Here is a 15,039-nt window from a genome sequence, read left to right as displayed (position 1 = left end):
AGATGGCCCGTTATCAACCCATCCGCCAGTTGACCGGACGCGTGATGCTGTTTCCGCTGGCGATGGTGCTTTATGAGTTCGCCACCTATATTGCTCACGATATGATCCAACCCGGCATGTTGCTGGTCACCGCCGAATTCGACGTAGGCGATCAGTGGGTTTCCACCTCTCTCACGGCCTATTTGCTGGGTGGCGTGGTTTTACAATGGCTGCTTGGCCCGTTGTCCGATAAATATGGCCGCAGGCCTGTGCTGCTGTCCGGCATTCTGTTTTTTGCCGCCGCCTGTATTCTGACTACCTGGGTCAGCGACATTGAGCAGTTTGTCAGTCTGCGTTTCCTGCAGGGAATTAGCCTGTGTTTTATTGGTGCGGTCGGCTATGCAGCCATTCAGGAAGCGTTCGAGGAAGCACTGGCCGTGCGCATTATGGCGCTGATGGCGAATGTCGCCCTGCTGGCACCACTCGCCGGGCCTCTGGCCGGCGCCGCCTGGCTCACGGCCGGAAGCTGGCGCAGTATGTTCTGGCTGTTTGCCGCCTGCAGCGCCGTGGCGTTTATCGTACTCTGGCGGGTCATGCCTGAAACCGCCGGCGATCGTCACCAGTCCATTGCGCTGCCGGTGCTGGCGCGCAATTATGGCCGACTGATAAAAGATCGTCAGGTGATGTTTGGGTCCTTTGCCATCGGACTGGTTTTCATTCCCATTCTGACCTGGGTGGCCCTGTCCCCGGTCATCCTGATGCGTGATGAAGGACTTTCACGAATGGAGTACGCCCTGCTCCAGCTGCCGGTATTTATGGCAATGATTGCCGGTAACCTGACCCTGAGCAAACTGGTTGGCCGGATGCCGATTGAGCAACCTGTGAAATTTGCCGCCTGGCCCATATTACTCGGGTTAAGCCTTGCTTTATTTGCCACGCTGATAAACACACACAGCTATTTGTTGATTACCGCAGGATTAAGCCTGTACGCGTTCGGCGGTGGGATGGTGAATGCCGGACTTTACCGGCTGACGCTCTATGCCAGCGATGAAGGTAAAGGCAGCGTCGCGGCCATGCTGGGCATGATCAGCATTTTGACGCTGGCTGCCGGCATTGAGCTGGCGAAGCACTTCTATTTTAGCGGTGGGGTAATCTGGTTTAGCCTGATCAACTTTATCAGTGGTGTCCTGTGGTTTGGCCTGGTGCTGATGTTTCTGCGGGAACGCAGGCGTCACGCCAAAGTAACGCCCGTCTAAATCAGAAAGGCCGCCATGCGGCCTTTCTTTATTTACGAGGATAAAGCTCGTCTCGCGAGTAGGGTTCGACATCACCCGCTTTTCGGGTTTTAAGCAGTTTCAGTATCCAGGTATATTGTTCCGGATGCGGACGCACAAACACTTCTACCTCTTCATTCATCCGCCGCGCCAGTTGACGGTCATCCGCTTCGAGTAAGTCATCCATCGGCGGACGAACGTAAATTTCCAGCTTATGCCTTGCTCCGTTATACACCGGAAACAGCGGCACGACGCGGGCGCGACAGACTTTCATCAACCGGCCAACGGCGGGTAAGGTAGCTTTGTAAGTGGCAAAGAAGTCGACAAACTCACTGTGTTCCGGCCCGTGATCCTGGTCAGGCAGATAATAGCCCCAGTAGCCCTGACGGACCGAACTGATAAACGGCTTAATGCCATCGTTGCGCGCATGCATACGACCACCAAAACGACGGCGGACACGGTTCCAGACATAGTCCACCAGCGGATCGCTCTGGTTATGGAACATCGCGGCCATCATCTGTCCCTCTGAGGCCAGCAGCATGGCCGGAATGTCCACAGCCCAGCCATGCGGCACCAGAAAAATCACGTTCTGCTTGTCGGCCTGCAGTTGATCAATGATTTCCCGACCGTGCCACTCAACCCGCTGTCGGATCTGTGCCGGATCGCGCATACCCAGCTCGGCCATCATGGCCATGGCTTGCGGTGCGGTGGCAAACATCTGATCGACGATCGCGACACGCTGAGATTCGCTTAATTCAGGCAGGCAGTAATAGAGATTGATGAGCGCACGGCGACGCGCGCCCTTCGCCAGCTTACCAGCAAACTTGCCGAGCCCTCCCAGAAGCGGATCGCGCACGCGAGGCGGCATCAATGCAATACCCGCCAGCGCGCCAATGGCCAGCCAGCTGCCCCAGTATTTTGGCTTTAAAAAAGAACGTTCAAAAACGGGAATAAATTCAATGTTATTTTTTTTACGGGTTTCCATGCACTCGCCTCAATCAATGACGGGCTAATGATAGTGGCGACGAGTAAATTTGCAATCATCCTGCGCCAGAGATAAAAAAGTCGACGGCCATGCCGTCGACGTTATCAAAGTGTTTACTTCATCCCCAACTGCGGTAACCAGCCTTTGACCTGAGCAAGATACTGCGAACGATCTTTGCCCGTCAGACCTTCCATGCGCGGCAGCTTGGCCGTCAGGGGATTAACAGCCTGATTATTAATCCAGATCTCAAAATGCAGATGCGGTCCGGTTGAACGGCCGGTATTGCCGGAGAGCGCAATACGATCGCCACGCTTTACCTTTTGCCCCGGTTTCACCAGCACTTTTTTGAGGTGCATGTAACGCGTCATATACTGACGGCCGTGACGGATGGCCACATAGTTACCGGCGGCACCGCCGTTTTTGGCCACCACGACTTCGCCATCGCCCACAGCCAGCACAGGCGTACCAACCGGCAGCGCGAAATCGACACCTTTGTGTGGTGCAATTCGGCCCGTCACCGGATTAAGACGGCGCGGATTAAAGTTCGACGAGACACGGTACTGTTTCACGGTGGGGAAACGCATAAAGCCCCGCGCCAGGCCCGCACCGCTGCGGTCGTAATATTTGCCGTCTTCGGCCCGGAACGCGTAATAATCTTTGCCGCCGCTGCGCAAACGCACACCCAGTAGCTGGCTTTGCGCGCTCTTGCCTTCCAGCATTTCGCGCGACATCAGCACGCTGAATTTATCGCCCGCGCGTAACTTACGAAAATCCATCTGCCACTGCATGGCTTTGATCACGCTGCTGGCCTCTGCACTGCTTAAACCGGCACGCATAGCGCTGGCGGCGAAGCTGCCGCGGACTTCGCCCTGAATCACACTGTTGCGCCATTCACCCTTTTGCATCTGCGACTGCATGCTAAAGCCACCTTTATCGGTGCGCGTATAGGTGCGGGTTTCACGACGCGAGATTTCCCAGGTAAAGGTATCCAGTGCGCCGGCATCATTGAGCGTCCAGCGGAGCTGCTGACCGACCTGCAAATTACGCAGATCTTTATCGCTGGCCACCAGCGCATTAATGTCGCTCATGTCGATGCCATACTGGTTCAGTGCGCTGCTGAGCGTGTCGCCTGAGGAGACGGTGTAATCGTGCGAGCCTGCCGTATCGGCGACATCCTGATCGACGTCGTCTGAAGGCAGTTCTTCATCGGGTTCGGGCGTGGTTTGATCGATAGGTTCACTGGCTTCAGGAAGCAGTGTGCGAAACTCGTTTTTGTCTAACTCAATGGCTTTGACGATGGGCGTAACATCATCATTCGGATGGTAAACATAAGGCCGCCAGACTGCGACGGCCAGAGTAACAACGGTTAACGATCCCAGCATAACGCGGTGGGGGCGCGGCAAATTATTAAATGCGAGGGCGACAGAGCGGGCTATCTGCTGCACGTTAAACTATTCCTCTATGCTCCTTTCAGGCAGGTCTCATACTGGCTCGACAGCTGTGAGAGGAATTTCACATAGCTGTCTTTTCCTAAGCTGATGTCTGTGCCCAGTGGATCGAGCGTGCCTTTACGCACCTGCGTTCCACGGGCAACAGCATCGATGACCGCCGGCCTGAATTGTGGCTCAGCAAAGACGCAAACGGCCTTTTTCTCAACCAACTGTGTTCGAATTTGATGTAAGCGCTGTGCACCCGGTTGAATTTCTGGGTTAACGGTAAAATGCCCGGTGGGCGAGAGACCGTAGTGTTTTTCAAAGTACGTGTAAGCGTCGTGAAAAACGAAATACCCTTTATCTTTAACGGGGGCAAGCTGTGAGATAATGCGCTTATCTGTGTCCGCTAATTCTGCCTCAAAATGCTGCAGGTTGGCGTCAAGTTTGGCTTTATCCTGCGGCATAAGTTCCAATAATTTTTCATGGATTGCAACCGCGGTTTTTTGCGCGATTTCGGGTGACATCCACAAGTGCATATTAAACTCACCGTGATGGTGATGATGCTCTGCATCGTGATCGTGCTCTGCTGCCTCGTGGTCATCGTGATCATCGTCTTCATCGCCCCGCAGCAACATCGTTTTTACGCCGGGAATTTGTACTATCTCTAGATTCTTTTTTTCTGGCAGGGCGGCGGCTGATTTGGTCATAAACGCTTCCATTTCTGGTCCCACCCAGACCACTAAGTCCGCGTTTTGTAAGCGTTTTACATCAGACGGACGCAGGGCATAATCATGTTCGGATGCGCCATCAGGCAGCAAGACCTCCACCGGTGTTACCCCGTCCGCAATCGCAGAGGCAATGAAGCCAACAGGCTTAATGGAGGCCACCACATTGGCATGAGCGGGCAAAGCAACGGCGGTAGCAAAAGCAAGCGCAGCCAGGGTAAAACCCACCCCTTTTTTATTATGTAACATAATGCGTCATTCCTTCGTCATCAACAGATTGGATGTGATATTATAACATTCGAAATTCTGCGCAACCTGTAAATCTTATGCCATCACTTGTCACACTTGAAAATGTCTCCATCCAGTTTGCTCAACGCACCGTCCTGTCTGGCGTGAGCCTGGCGCTTCATCCTGGTAAAATTTTGACGCTGCTGGGTCCCAATGGCGCGGGTAAATCGACGCTGGTGCGCGTGGTACTCGGCCTGCTCGCGCCCTCATCCGGTCAGGTGCATCGCAGTGCGAACCTGCGTATTGGTTATGTGCCTCAGAAACTGCACATCGATCCGACGTTACCGGTCACTGTCGAGCGTTTTATGCGTTTGTCACGTGGCGCACGTCATCAGGACATTCTGCCTGCGCTCAAACGCGTTCAGGCCGGTCACCTGCTGACCTCTCCCCTGCAGAAACTGTCCGGTGGCGAAATGCAGCGCGTCCTGCTTGCGCGTGCGCTGCTTAATCAGCCACAGTTGCTGGTGCTGGATGAGCCGACACAGGGCGTGGACGTCAATGGTCAGGTCGCGCTCTATGATTTGATTAACCAGCTTCGTCATGAGCTGAACTGTGCGGTATTGATGGTCTCTCATGATTTGCATCTGGTCATGGCCAAGACAGACGAAGTACTGTGCCTCAATCATCATATCTGCTGTTCCGGCACGCCCGAGGCTGTCTCCCAGCATCCGGAATTTATTGCCATGTTTGGGCCACGCGGCGCGCAGGAACTGGCTATCTATCGTCATCACCATAATCATCGTCACGACTTAAAGGGACGTATCGTACTTCGCAAGGGACCGGGTCCACTATGATTGAATTATTGCTACCGGGCTGGCTGGGCGGCGTCATGCTGGCGCTGGCTGCCGGTCCTCTGGGTTCGTTTGTCGTCTGGCGCAAGATGTCTTACTTTGGCGACACGCTGGCCCATGCCTCACTGCTGGGCGTTGCGTTTGGTTTAATGCTGGATGTAAATCCATATTATGCCGTGATTCTGGTGACGGTTTGTCTGGCGCTGGGGCTGGTCTGGCTGGAACGCCGCCCGCATCTGGCCATAGATACCTTGCTGGGCATCATGGCGCACAGTGCGCTTTCACTGGGACTGGTGGTCGTCAGCCTGATGTCGAATGTGCGGGTCGATTTGATGGCCTACCTGTTCGGCGATTTGCTGGCGGTCACCCCTGCCGATCTCGGGGCAATGGCTGCGGGCGTAGGTTGTGTTTTAGCGGTCATGGCCTGGCAGTGGCGCCCGTTGCTGTCGATGACCATCAGCCCTGAACTGGCGCAGGTCGACGGGGTGAATATTCAACGCACCCGGTTAATCCTGATGCTGGTGACCGCGCTGACTATTGGCGTGGCGATGAAATTTGTCGGGGCGCTTATCATCACCTCGCTGCTGATTATCCCGGCTGCGACGGCGCGACGCTTTGCACGTTCACCGGAAATGATGGCCGCGATTGCGGTGCTGATCGGGGTAATGGCAGTGACCGGCGGGTTAACCTTCTCGGCGTTCTATGACACGCCTGCGGGGCCGTCTGTGGTGCTGTGCGCAGCCATACTGTTTATCGTCAGTATGGTGCGCAAACCGGCGCTGTGATTACGCCTCTTTGGTGATACCGAAATGACGGTAAGCATGCTGCGTGGCCATCCGGCCGCGCGGTGTGCGTTGAATAAAGCCCTGTTGAATCAGGAAGGGCTCGATGACATCTTCGATCGTTTCCCGCTCTTCACCAATCGCCGCCGCAAGGTTATCCAGACCCACCGGCCCGCCGGTGAATTTATCAATAATCGCCAGCAGCAGTTTACGATCCATATAGTCGAAACCTTCGCTGTCAACGTTAAGCATGTCCAGCGCGGTCACTGAGACTTCGCCGCTTAAGTTACCGTTTGCCCGCACTTCTGCAAAATCACGCACCCGGCGTAACAGTCGGTTAGCAATACGCGGCGTGCCGCGAGAGCGACGGGCGATTTCTAGGGCTCCCTCCTCGCTCAGCGCCAGGCCCAGACAGGCGGCACTGCGCCCGACAATATGCTGCAAATCTTTCACCTGATAGAATTCCAGCCGCTGCACGATACCAAAACGATCGCGCAGGGGCGACGTCAGTGAGCCCGCGCGCGTAGTGGCACCAATCAGCGTAAACGGCGGCAGATCAAGCTTAATCGAGCGCGCTGCCGGACCCTCGCCAATCATGATATCCAGCTGATAGTCTTCCATCGCCGGATACAGCACTTCTTCAACGACCGGTGACAGGCGGTGAATCTCATCAATAAACAGCACATCATGCGGCTCAAGGTTGGTCAGCATCGCCGCCAAATCGCCCGCTTTCTCCAGCACCGGACCGGAGGTGGTGCGCAGATTGACGCCCATCTCATTAGCCACAATGTTCGCCAGGGTGGTTTTTCCCAGCCCGGGTGGGCCAAAAATCAGCAAATGGTCCAGCGCATCGCCACGCAGTTGGGCCGCTTTGATAAAAATTTCCATTTGCTCCCGCACCTGCGGCTGGCCGACATACTCGGTCAGCATCTTAGGCCGGATGGCGCGGTCGAGGCTCTCTTCTTCGCTAACGCTGGCGGCGGAGATCAGGCGATCGGCTTCAATCATGAATTACCTCAAATAGCGGCGCGGAGCGCTTCGCGAATTAATGTTTCACAATCCGCGTCAGGGCGACCCACTTTGCTGATCATGCGGCTCGCTTCCTGCGGTTTATAACCCAGGGACACCAGCGCTGCAACCGCTTCCGCTTCGGCGTCGTTGGTTTCGGGTTCCGGGCCCGGCGTGGTCAGCGTAAAGGCCGAGTCACCGCCAAACAGATCGCCATGCATCCCTTTAAAGCGATCCTTCATCTCGACAACCAGACGCTCGGCGGTTTTCTTGCCCACACCCGGCAGTTTGACCAGCGCGGCAATCTCTTCTTTTTCCACCGCCGTGACAAACTGCTGAGCGGACATGCCCGACAGAATAGCGAGCGCCAGTTTCGGCCCAACGCCGTTGACTTTTATCAGTTCACGAAACAGGGCACGTTCCTGTTTGCTGTTAAAGCCGAACAGCAGTTGCGCGTCTTCACGAACCACAAATTGCGTAAAGATTATCGCTTCGTGATTAAGCTCAGGCAGTTCATAAAAACAGGTCATTGGCATATGGACTTCATAACCAACGCCATGCGCCTCCAGCAGGACCAGCGGTGGCTGCTTTTCCAGAATGGTTCCCCGTAAACGACCTATCACCTGATGCCTTCCTTATTCAACGTATGTGGCGGAATTTATACCATAAAAAAGGCTGGATGAATATCCAGCCTGACGGGCATATTGCGGGGATTGCCGTTAGCGCTGCCGCAGCCGGCCGCGGGTCAGCACCAGCGTGTTCTCACTCATGCGCGCGGCATTCTGTGCAACATGGCAGTGCGTAATCGCAATAGCCAGCGCATCGGCGGCATCAGCCTGCGGACTGGCTGCAAGCTTCAGTAAGGATTTGACCATATGCTGAACCTGACTTTTTTCTGCCCCGCCGGTTCCGACAACCGTCTGCTTCACCTGACGTGCGGCATATTCGAACACCGGCAGGTCATGGTTTACCGCCGCGACGATGGCGGCACCGCGCGCCTGGCCAAGCTTCAGCGCCGAGTCGGCGTTCTTCGCCATAAATACCTGCTCGATGGCGAAAAAATCAGGCGAAAACTGCGTGATAATTTCGCAAACGCCAGCATAGATCAGCTTCAGGCGCGCCGGCAATTCTGTCGTATTGGTGCGGATACAGCCGCTGCCCAGATAGGTGAGCTGGCGGCCGGTCTGACGAATCACCCCGTAACCGGTGACGCGTGAACCGGGGTCAATCCCCAGGATAATAGACATGACGCGTCTCCAGCCAGCGATGAAAGCGGTACAGCATTACAGCGTTTCCGCCACCTCATCGGAGATCTCACCGTTGTGATAAACCTCCTGCACGTCGTCGCAGTCTTCCAGCATATCGATCAGACGCAGCAGTTTCGGTGCGGTTTCCGCATCCATTTCCGCTTTGGTTGACGGAATCATCGCAACTTCCGCCGTATCCGCTTTCAGACCGGCGGCTTCCAGCGCATCGCGCACGGAGCCCATCTCTTCCCAGGCGGTGAAGACATCGATAGCGCCATCATCATACGCCACCACGTCCTCTGCACCGGCTTCCAGCGCGGCTTCCATCACCGCATCTTCATCCTGACCTGGCGCGTAAGAAATCACGCCTTTTTTGCTGAACAGGTAAGACACGGAGCCATCGGTTCCCAGGTTGCCGCCGGTTTTGGTGAACGCATGACGCACTTCACCCACCGTACGGTTTCGGTTATCACTCAGACACTCGATCATGATGGCCGATCCCCCCGGACCGTAACCTTCATAGATGATGGTTTCCATGTTGGAATCATCTTCGCCGCCCACGCCGCGTGCAATCGCACGGTTCATGGTATCGCGTGTCATGTTATTAGACAGCGCTTTGTCCATGGCAGCACGTAAACGTGGGTTAGAACCGGGATCGCCCCCACCCAGTTTCGCGGCGGTCACCAGCTCGCGAATGATTTTGGTAAAGATTTTACCGCGCTTGGCATCCTGAGCAGCCTTGCGGTGCTTGGTATTCGCCCATTTACTATGTCCAGCCATCTTGCATATTCTCCGATCTTAACAATCGCACGGGCTATCTGACTTACGATCCGCCTCCCGACAGTGCCTGCCATCCTCACGTCGTTATAAACGTTCCGGTTGCGCTGCACTGACAGTCGCGGCTTCGCGATACCGATGATGCCCGACTCTTCAATTTTAACGGCGCCGGTTTATCACCGGCACCCGGTTTAGGGAACGAAGGATGAGCTTCGTCGAATTCGCGAAATTTAACGTTACTGCCGCCTGAAAAACGCATTACGGCAGGCATTCAGATAAATTCCTCAATCGCCTGGCGGTTACTCCAGGACTTGGTCAGGGCAGCAGCAGCGGCGGGCTCAAGCCAGCGCGCGGCAAGATGCTCGGTGAGCAGCAGGTCGCGCTCTGCGGGTAACGCCAGCCTGAACCAGTGTTCACGGTTATACGTAATGCCCGGTGCGTAACGGTGGCGATAGTGCGGGAAAATTTCAAACTCGATCTGTTTGTGACAGTCTTCCAGCACTAACTTTTCGTCCGCAATGTTGATGGACAGCTCCTCTGACACCTCACGCTCGGCCGCCTGGCGCGGGGTTTCCCCGACTTCCAGGCTGCCTGTGACCGACTGCCAGAAGCTGGCATCATCACGTCGCTGCAGCATTAACACCCGGCCAGTATCTTGCGCAAAAATCACCACCAGCACCGATACCGGATGTTTATTGCCCATTACTTGTTCTCTGACTTTTCTTTCTTCGGCGCCACCAGAATGCCCAGATCAAGCAACGCGGCAGGATTGGCTTCGCTCGGTGCTTCGGTCATCATGCACGCGGCGGCGGTGGTTTTCGGGAATGCGATAACATCGCGAATGTTATCGGTGCCGGTCAGCAGCATCGTCAGACGATCCAGACCAAATGCCAGGCCCGCGTGCGGTGGTGTACCGTATTTCAGCGCGTCAAGCAGGAAGCCAAACTTCAGGCGCTGCTCCTCTTCGGTGATCCCGAGGATACTGAACACCGTCTGCTGCATTTTGCTGTTGTGAATACGCACGGAACCGCCGCCCACTTCGTAGCCGTTAATCACCATGTCGTAGGCATTTGCCACCGCCTGAACCGGATCGCTGGCCAGCGCCTCTGCGGTCATGTCTTTCGGTGAGGTGAACGGATGGTGCATCGCAGCCAGACCGCCTTCTTCATCTTCCTCAAACATCGGGAAGTCGATTACCCACAGCGGTGCCCAGGCGTTTTCGTCGGTGATCCGCAAATCGCGGCCGACTTTCAGGCGCAGCGCACCCAGCGCATCCGCCACGACTTTCGCGCGATCGGCACCGAAGAAGATCAGGTCGCCATCCTGTGCGCCCGTGCGGTTCAGTATCGCTTCCACGATGTCGGCACTGAGGAACTTGGCCACCGGACTCTGCACGCCCTCGAAGCCGTTGGCACGTTCGTTAATCTTCATCCACGCCAGCCCTTTGGCCCCGTAGATTTCAACAAACTTGCCGTATTCGTCGATTTGCTTACGCGTCAGCGCCGCACCGCCGGGCACACGCAGCGCAGCTACGCGGCCTTTCGGGTCATTAGCGGGACCCGCGAAGACCTGGAATTCGACGCTTTTCAGCAGACCGCCTACGTCCACCAGCTCCATCGGGTTGCGCAGGTCAGGCTTATCCGAACCAAAGCGATGCATGGCTTCGGCAAAGGTCATCTGTGGAAACGCCCCCAGATCCACCCCTTTGATGTCCATCCACAGCTCACGAATCAGACGCTCCATCTTCTCACGCACCTGTTCGGCGGTCATGAAGGAGGTTTCAACGTCGATCTGGGTAAACTCTGGCTGACGATCAGCACGCAGGTCTTCATCACGGAAGCACTTAACGATCTGATAATAGCGGTCGAAGCCGGACATCATCAGCAGCTGCTTGAACAACTGCGGTGACTGCGGCAGCGCATAGAACTTCCCTTTGTGCACACGGCTGGGCACCAGATAGTCGCGCGCGCCTTCTGGCGTTGCTTTAGTCAGCATCGGCGTTTCAATATCCAGAAAGCCTTCGTTATCCATAAAGCGACGCACAAAGCTGGTGATTTTCGCACGGGTTTTCAAACGCTGCGCCATCTCCGGACGACGCAGGTCCAGATAGCGATACGTCAGACGCGCTTCTTCGCTGTTGGTCTGGTTAGAATCCAGCGGCAGAGGGTCAGCACGGTTGATGATGGTCAGCGCGTGGGCGAATACTTCCACGTCGCCGGTCGCCATGTCGCTGTTTCGGTTCTTTTCGTCACGGGCACGGACGGTACCGGTGATCTGGATACAGAATTCGTTACGCAGTTCAGATGCCAGCTGGAACGCCTCTTGATGATCGGCATCGAAAAACACCTGGGCGATGCCTTCACGGTCGCGCATATCGATAAAGATCAGGCTTCCCAGATCGCGACGGCGATTGACCCAGCCGCAAAGCGTAACTTGCTGACCCACATGAGACAGATTGAGCTGTCCACAATACTCTGTACGCATAACACTATCCTTTTAACTTCGCCGCTGCAGCAGACAGCACCAGGCCGCGTAACCTTATCAGGTGCTGTCGCAAAAAAGGCCGCTATTATAATGGAAAAAGGCTGACAGGATAAGTGGAGCCACGCTAAAGCACGGCATTTCCTGTTCCCTTTTCACCGGGTTGCGTCAATATACTGCCTTACAGGATAATTACCATCACACTCAACGACAGGAGTCAGGCGTGACACTTCGTATCGGTTTGCCGCAATGGCACCACGCACACTGGAAACGCTGGGGAATTGAAACCCTGGCGGACTACGCGCGTTATTTCCAGACCGTTGAGGGCAATACCACGCTGTATGCACTGCCGGATCCCGAAACCGTGTTGCGCTGGCGGGATATGACGCACGATCAGTTTCGCTTCTGTTTTAAATTCCCCAGCACAATCAGCCATCAGGCAGCACTGCAAAACACCGATGACTTACTGACCGACTTTTTTCGCCTGATGCATCCGCTTGCCGATCGCATCGGTCAGTACTGGCTCCAGTTGCCTGCCAGCTTTTCTCCCGCCCAACTCAGCGATCTGTGGCGTTTTCTGGATAGTCTGCCTGCCTCTTTTTCCTATGGCGTGGAAGTGCGGCATGCCGCTTTTTTCGCGAAAGGTGAGGCTGAGCGCGCGCTGAATCGTGGCCTGCTCCAGCGCGGCGTCAATCGTGTGGTGCTGGACAGCCGTCCGGTTCACGCCTCAACGTCACAAAGCGCGGCGGCGCTGCACGCCCGCCAGCAAAAACCGCGCGTCCCGCCGCATGCGCTGTTAACAGGACCGCGCCCGATGATCCGCTTTGTCGGCAGCGATAGTCTTGAAGAAAGCCTGCCGCTGTTTCGCATCTGGCTGACGAAACTGGCTGAATGGCATACGCAAAGTGAACCGCTGGTTTTCATTCACACGCCCGACATGGGCCAGGTCTTTCCGCTGGTGCAGGCCTTGTGGCCTGAACTGCAAAAAATTGATGCCAGCATCGGTCCCGGGCCGGACTGGCCGCAACAGGATTCGCTATTCTGATAGCGACCGGCAGCATCACACCTCTGGCAAAAGTAAAAATAAGGAATCAATAATGATAAGCGCGTTATATGTGGTGATCGGGGCCTTACTGATCATGAAATTTACCCTGAATGTTGTGCGCTTACGGCGACAGCATCATGTGGCTTATGGCGATGGCGGTCATCACGATTTACATATGGCCATCCGGATTCACGGCAATGCCATTGAAACGATCCCGCTGGGGTTATTATTGCTGATTGTGCTGGAGATGAACGGCGCGAATATCTGGATGGTGCACCTGACCGGCATCCTGTTTTTCATTGGCCGGGTGTTGCATGCACAGGGCCTGCGCAACGATGTCATGAGCAAACGCAAATATGGCATGATGCTGACGTTATTCTCGCTGTCCGGTATGGTAATTTTTAACCTGATTTACCTGCCCTGGCCACTCTTGCTCAGCTTGCGTTAATGTTAACGGCGTAAAGGGTGCAGGCCGCGGCAGTTTCTGCCAGAATAGCGCCCTTTCCGCCGTCTCTTCGGATTTTCGTTATGTCTGATCGCGATCAACTCTTTTCTGCGCCCATTGAAAAACTGGGCGACTGGACGTTTGACGAGCGCGTGGCTGAAGTGTTTCCCGACATGATTCAGCGCTCAGTGCCGGGCTATTCCAACATCATTTCGATGATTGGCATGCTGGCAGAACGTTTCGTCCAGCCCAACAGCCAGGTATTTGACCTGGGCTGTTCACTAGGCGCTGCCACGCTCTCGGTGCGCCGCAATATTCACGTGCCCGGCTGTCAGATTATTGCTGTGGATAATTCGCCGGCCATGGTGGAGCGCTGCCGCCGTCATATCGATGCGTTTCGGGCGGATACGCCGGTTACGGTCGTCGAAGCGGATATCTGCGATATCGCCATTGAGAACGCCTCACTGGTGGTGCTCAATTTCACCCTGCAGTTTCTTGAACCGCCAGCCCGCCTGACGTTGCTGACCAAAATCTGGCAGGGGCTGAATCCCGGCGGCGCGTTGGTGCTCTCTGAGAAGTTCAGCTTTGAAGATCGTGACGTCGGTGAACTGTTGTTCAACATGCATCATGACTTTAAGCGCGCCAACGGCTACAGCGAACTGGAAATCAGCCAGAAACGCAGCATGCTGGAAAATGTGATGCTCACCGATAGCGTAGAAACGCACAAGGCGCGCCTGAAACAGGCCGGCTTTTCTCATGCTGAGCTGTGGTTTCAGTGTTTTAATTTTGGTTCGTTGGTGGCATTAAAATGATCGACTTTGGCCGTTTTTATCAGCAAATCGCCGTGGGTCCCCTGGCAAAATGGCTGGAGGTGCTGCCTGCGCAAATCAGCGAGTGGCAGCGTGAAAATCTGCACGGGCACTTCCGTGACTGGTACAAGTCGCTGGAATATTTACCCCAGCTGGAACCTCAGCGGCTGGACCTGCTGCACAGCGTCAGCGCCGATCGGGACGATATCAGCGATCGGCACCGTCAGGGCATTGAGAAACTGCTGCGCAATCTGATGCCCTGGCGCAAAGGCCCCTATTCGCTTTACGGCACCGAAATTAATACGGAATGGCGCTCAGACTGGAAATGGGATCGCGTGCTGCCACACATCTCCTCGTTAGCCGGACGCACTGTACTGGATGTGGGCTGTGGCAGTGGCTACCATATGTGGCGCATGATCGGGGCAGGCGCGCACCTTGTGGTCGGTATCGATCCCATGCAGCTGTTTCTGTGCCAGTTCGAAGCCGTACGCAAGCTGTTAAATGACGACCGCCGCGCCCACCTGCTGCCGCTCGGCATCGAACAGCTGCCGGTGCTTCAGGCGTTCGATACCGTGTTTTCCATGGGCGTGCTTTATCACCGCCGTTCGCCGCTGGATCATCTGATGCAGCTGAAAAATCAGTTAGTGAGCGGCGGCGAACTGGTCCTGGAAACGCTGGTGATTGAAGGCGATGTGAATCAGGTGCTGGTGCCAGGCGAACGCTATGCTCAGATGCGCAACGTCTACTTTATCCCCTCCGCCGAGGCGCTGAAAAGCTGGCTGGAGAAATGCGGCTTTGTCGATGTGCGCATTGTGGACTTTGCCGTAACGACCACAGATGAACAGCGCCGGACCGACTGGATGACCAGCGAATCGCTGGCGGAATTCCTTGATCCTGCGGACAGCAGCAAAACCGTTGAAGGTTATCCCGCACCGCTGCGTGCGGTGCTGGTCGCCACAAAGCCGTAATG

16 protein-coding genes are annotated in these 15,039 nt (G+C 55.6%); 7 read left to right on the top strand and 9 right to left on the bottom strand.

Annotated features, from left to right (window positions below):
• The first annotated feature begins 2 nt into the window (after window positions 1–2).
• Window positions 3–1,235: an MFS transporter gene (locus tag GC087_RS10555; protein ID WP_324030517.1), complete on the top strand. Its 1,233-nt coding sequence runs from the start codon at window positions 3–5 to the stop codon at window positions 1,233–1,235.
• A gap of 28 nt (window positions 1,236–1,263) precedes the next feature.
• On the opposite strand, the gene lpxM is transcribed toward GC087_RS10555, so the two are convergent.
• The 3 genes from lpxM to znuA all read right to left on the bottom strand — a co-directional run bounded on the left by lpxM (window position 1,264) and on the right by znuA (window position 4,645).
• Window positions 1,264–2,238, bottom strand: a complete 975-nt coding sequence (gene lpxM, locus GC087_RS10550; protein ID WP_324030515.1) for a lauroyl-Kdo(2)-lipid IV(A) myristoyltransferase — start codon at window positions 2,236–2,238, stop codon at window positions 1,264–1,266.
• Between the two features lie 113 nt (window positions 2,239–2,351).
• The gene (mepM, locus tag GC087_RS10545) at window positions 2,352–3,683 is read right to left on the bottom strand and encodes a murein DD-endopeptidase MepM (RefSeq protein ID WP_324030513.1); all 1,332 of its coding nucleotides are present in this window, start codon (window positions 3,681–3,683) and stop codon (window positions 2,352–2,354) included.
• 14 nt (window positions 3,684–3,697) lie between these two features.
• Window positions 3,698–4,645 carry a zinc ABC transporter substrate-binding protein ZnuA gene (znuA, locus tag GC087_RS10540; RefSeq protein WP_205950329.1) on the bottom strand — a complete coding sequence of 316 codons (948 nt, stop codon included), beginning with the start codon at window positions 4,643–4,645 and terminating at the stop codon, window positions 3,698–3,700.
• Window positions 4,646–4,722: 77 nt separating this feature from the next.
• On the opposite strand from znuA, the gene znuC reads away from it, so the two are divergent.
• Entirely contained in the window at window positions 4,723–5,478 is a 756-nt protein-coding gene (gene znuC, locus GC087_RS10535) for a zinc ABC transporter ATP-binding protein ZnuC (protein WP_033741975.1), read from the top strand.
• The gene (gene znuB / locus GC087_RS10530; RefSeq protein ID WP_054633643.1) at window positions 5,475–6,260 is read left to right on the top strand and encodes a zinc ABC transporter permease subunit ZnuB; all 786 of its coding nucleotides are present in this window, start codon (window positions 5,475–5,477) and stop codon (window positions 6,258–6,260) included. Before znuC ends, znuB begins: the two co-directional genes overlap by 4 nt.
• On the opposite strand, the gene ruvB is transcribed toward znuB, so the two are convergent.
• From ruvB to aspS, 6 genes are all read right to left on the bottom strand, one after another.
• On the bottom strand, window positions 6,261–7,265 hold the full coding sequence (gene ruvB / locus GC087_RS10525) for a Holliday junction branch migration DNA helicase RuvB (RefSeq protein WP_006120271.1): 1,005 nt from the start codon (window positions 7,263–7,265) through the stop codon (window positions 6,261–6,263). It lies immediately after the preceding gene.
• Between the two features lie 8 nt (window positions 7,266–7,273).
• Window positions 7,274–7,888, bottom strand: a complete 615-nt coding sequence (gene ruvA, locus GC087_RS10520; protein WP_006120270.1) for a Holliday junction branch migration protein RuvA — start codon at window positions 7,886–7,888, stop codon at window positions 7,274–7,276.
• Between the two features lie 96 nt (window positions 7,889–7,984).
• Window positions 7,985–8,512 carry a crossover junction endodeoxyribonuclease RuvC gene (gene ruvC, locus GC087_RS10515; protein ID WP_033741979.1) on the bottom strand — a complete coding sequence of 176 codons (528 nt, stop codon included), beginning with the start codon at window positions 8,510–8,512 and terminating at the stop codon, window positions 7,985–7,987.
• Between the two features lie 36 nt (window positions 8,513–8,548).
• On the bottom strand, window positions 8,549–9,292 hold the full coding sequence (locus GC087_RS10510; protein WP_058701783.1) for a YebC/PmpR family DNA-binding transcriptional regulator: 744 nt from the start codon (window positions 9,290–9,292) through the stop codon (window positions 8,549–8,551).
• Between the two features lie 268 nt (window positions 9,293–9,560).
• The gene (nudB, locus tag GC087_RS10505) at window positions 9,561–9,992 is read right to left on the bottom strand and encodes a dihydroneopterin triphosphate diphosphatase (RefSeq protein ID WP_324030512.1); all 432 of its coding nucleotides are present in this window, start codon (window positions 9,990–9,992) and stop codon (window positions 9,561–9,563) included.
• Window positions 9,992–11,773, bottom strand: a complete 1,782-nt coding sequence (gene aspS, locus GC087_RS10500) for an aspartate--tRNA ligase (protein ID WP_324030510.1) — start codon at window positions 11,771–11,773, stop codon at window positions 9,992–9,994. The genes nudB and aspS overlap by 1 nt, the downstream gene beginning before the upstream one ends.
• A gap of 220 nt (window positions 11,774–11,993) precedes the next feature.
• On the opposite strand from aspS, the gene GC087_RS10495 reads away from it, so the two are divergent.
• From GC087_RS10495 to cmoB, 4 genes are all read left to right on the top strand, one after another.
• A complete protein-coding gene (locus GC087_RS10495) occupies window positions 11,994–12,815 on the top strand; it encodes a DUF72 domain-containing protein (RefSeq protein WP_006120264.1) in 822 nt (273 codons plus the stop codon).
• A gap of 52 nt (window positions 12,816–12,867) precedes the next feature.
• A complete protein-coding gene (locus GC087_RS10490; RefSeq protein WP_033741986.1) occupies window positions 12,868–13,263 on the top strand; it encodes an MAPEG family protein in 396 nt (131 codons plus the stop codon).
• 80 nt (window positions 13,264–13,343) lie between these two features.
• Window positions 13,344–14,072 (top strand): carboxy-S-adenosyl-L-methionine synthase CmoA, encoded by a 729-nt coding sequence (gene cmoA / locus GC087_RS10485; RefSeq protein ID WP_006120262.1) that lies wholly within the window; start codon window positions 13,344–13,346, stop codon window positions 14,070–14,072.
• Window positions 14,069–15,037, top strand: coding sequence for a tRNA 5-methoxyuridine(34)/uridine 5-oxyacetic acid(34) synthase CmoB (cmoB, locus tag GC087_RS10480; RefSeq protein WP_006120261.1), 969 nt, complete (start codon window positions 14,069–14,071; stop codon window positions 15,035–15,037). The genes cmoA and cmoB overlap by 4 nt, the downstream gene beginning before the upstream one ends.
• Window positions 15,038–15,039: the final 2 nt, after the last annotated feature.

This window comes from Pantoea sp. JZ2 (assembly GCF_035191405.1).
Taxonomy (GTDB): Bacteria; Pseudomonadota; Gammaproteobacteria; order Enterobacterales; family Enterobacteriaceae; genus Pantoea; species Pantoea stewartii.
Note: the sequence above shows the minus strand (reverse complement) of the source record. Positions and strands in the feature narration are given on the sequence as shown.

Coding starts and splice junctions, on each gene's coding strand:
- GC087_RS10510 (WP_058701783.1), bottom strand. CDS start 9,292: ATGGCTGGACATAGTAAATGGGCGAATACCAAGCACCGCAAGGCTGCT.
- ruvC (WP_033741979.1), bottom strand. CDS start 8,512: ATGTCTATTATCCTGGGGATTGACCCCGGTTCACGCGTCACCGGTTAC.
- GC087_RS10490 (WP_033741986.1), top strand. CDS start 12,868: ATGATAAGCGCGTTATATGTGGTGATCGGGGCCTTACTGATCATGAAA.
- znuB (WP_054633643.1), top strand. CDS start 5,475: ATGATTGAATTATTGCTACCGGGCTGGCTGGGCGGCGTCATGCTGGCG.
- GC087_RS10555 (WP_324030517.1), top strand. CDS start 3: ATGGCCCGTTATCAACCCATCCGCCAGTTGACCGGACGCGTGATGCTG.
- nudB (WP_324030512.1), bottom strand. CDS start 9,992: ATGGGCAATAAACATCCGGTATCGGTGCTGGTGGTGATTTTTGCGCAA.
- cmoA (WP_006120262.1), top strand. CDS start 13,344: ATGTCTGATCGCGATCAACTCTTTTCTGCGCCCATTGAAAAACTGGGC.
- ruvB (WP_006120271.1), bottom strand. CDS start 7,265: ATGATTGAAGCCGATCGCCTGATCTCCGCCGCCAGCGTTAGCGAAGAA.
- znuC (WP_033741975.1), top strand. CDS start 4,723: ATGCCATCACTTGTCACACTTGAAAATGTCTCCATCCAGTTTGCTCAA.
- aspS (WP_324030510.1), bottom strand. CDS start 11,773: ATGCGTACAGAGTATTGTGGACAGCTCAATCTGTCTCATGTGGGTCAG.
- lpxM (WP_324030515.1), bottom strand. CDS start 2,238: ATGGAAACCCGTAAAAAAAATAACATTGAATTTATTCCCGTTTTTGAA.
- znuA (WP_205950329.1), bottom strand. CDS start 4,645: ATGTTACATAATAAAAAAGGGGTGGGTTTTACCCTGGCTGCGCTTGCT.
- cmoB (WP_006120261.1), top strand. CDS start 14,069: ATGATCGACTTTGGCCGTTTTTATCAGCAAATCGCCGTGGGTCCCCTG.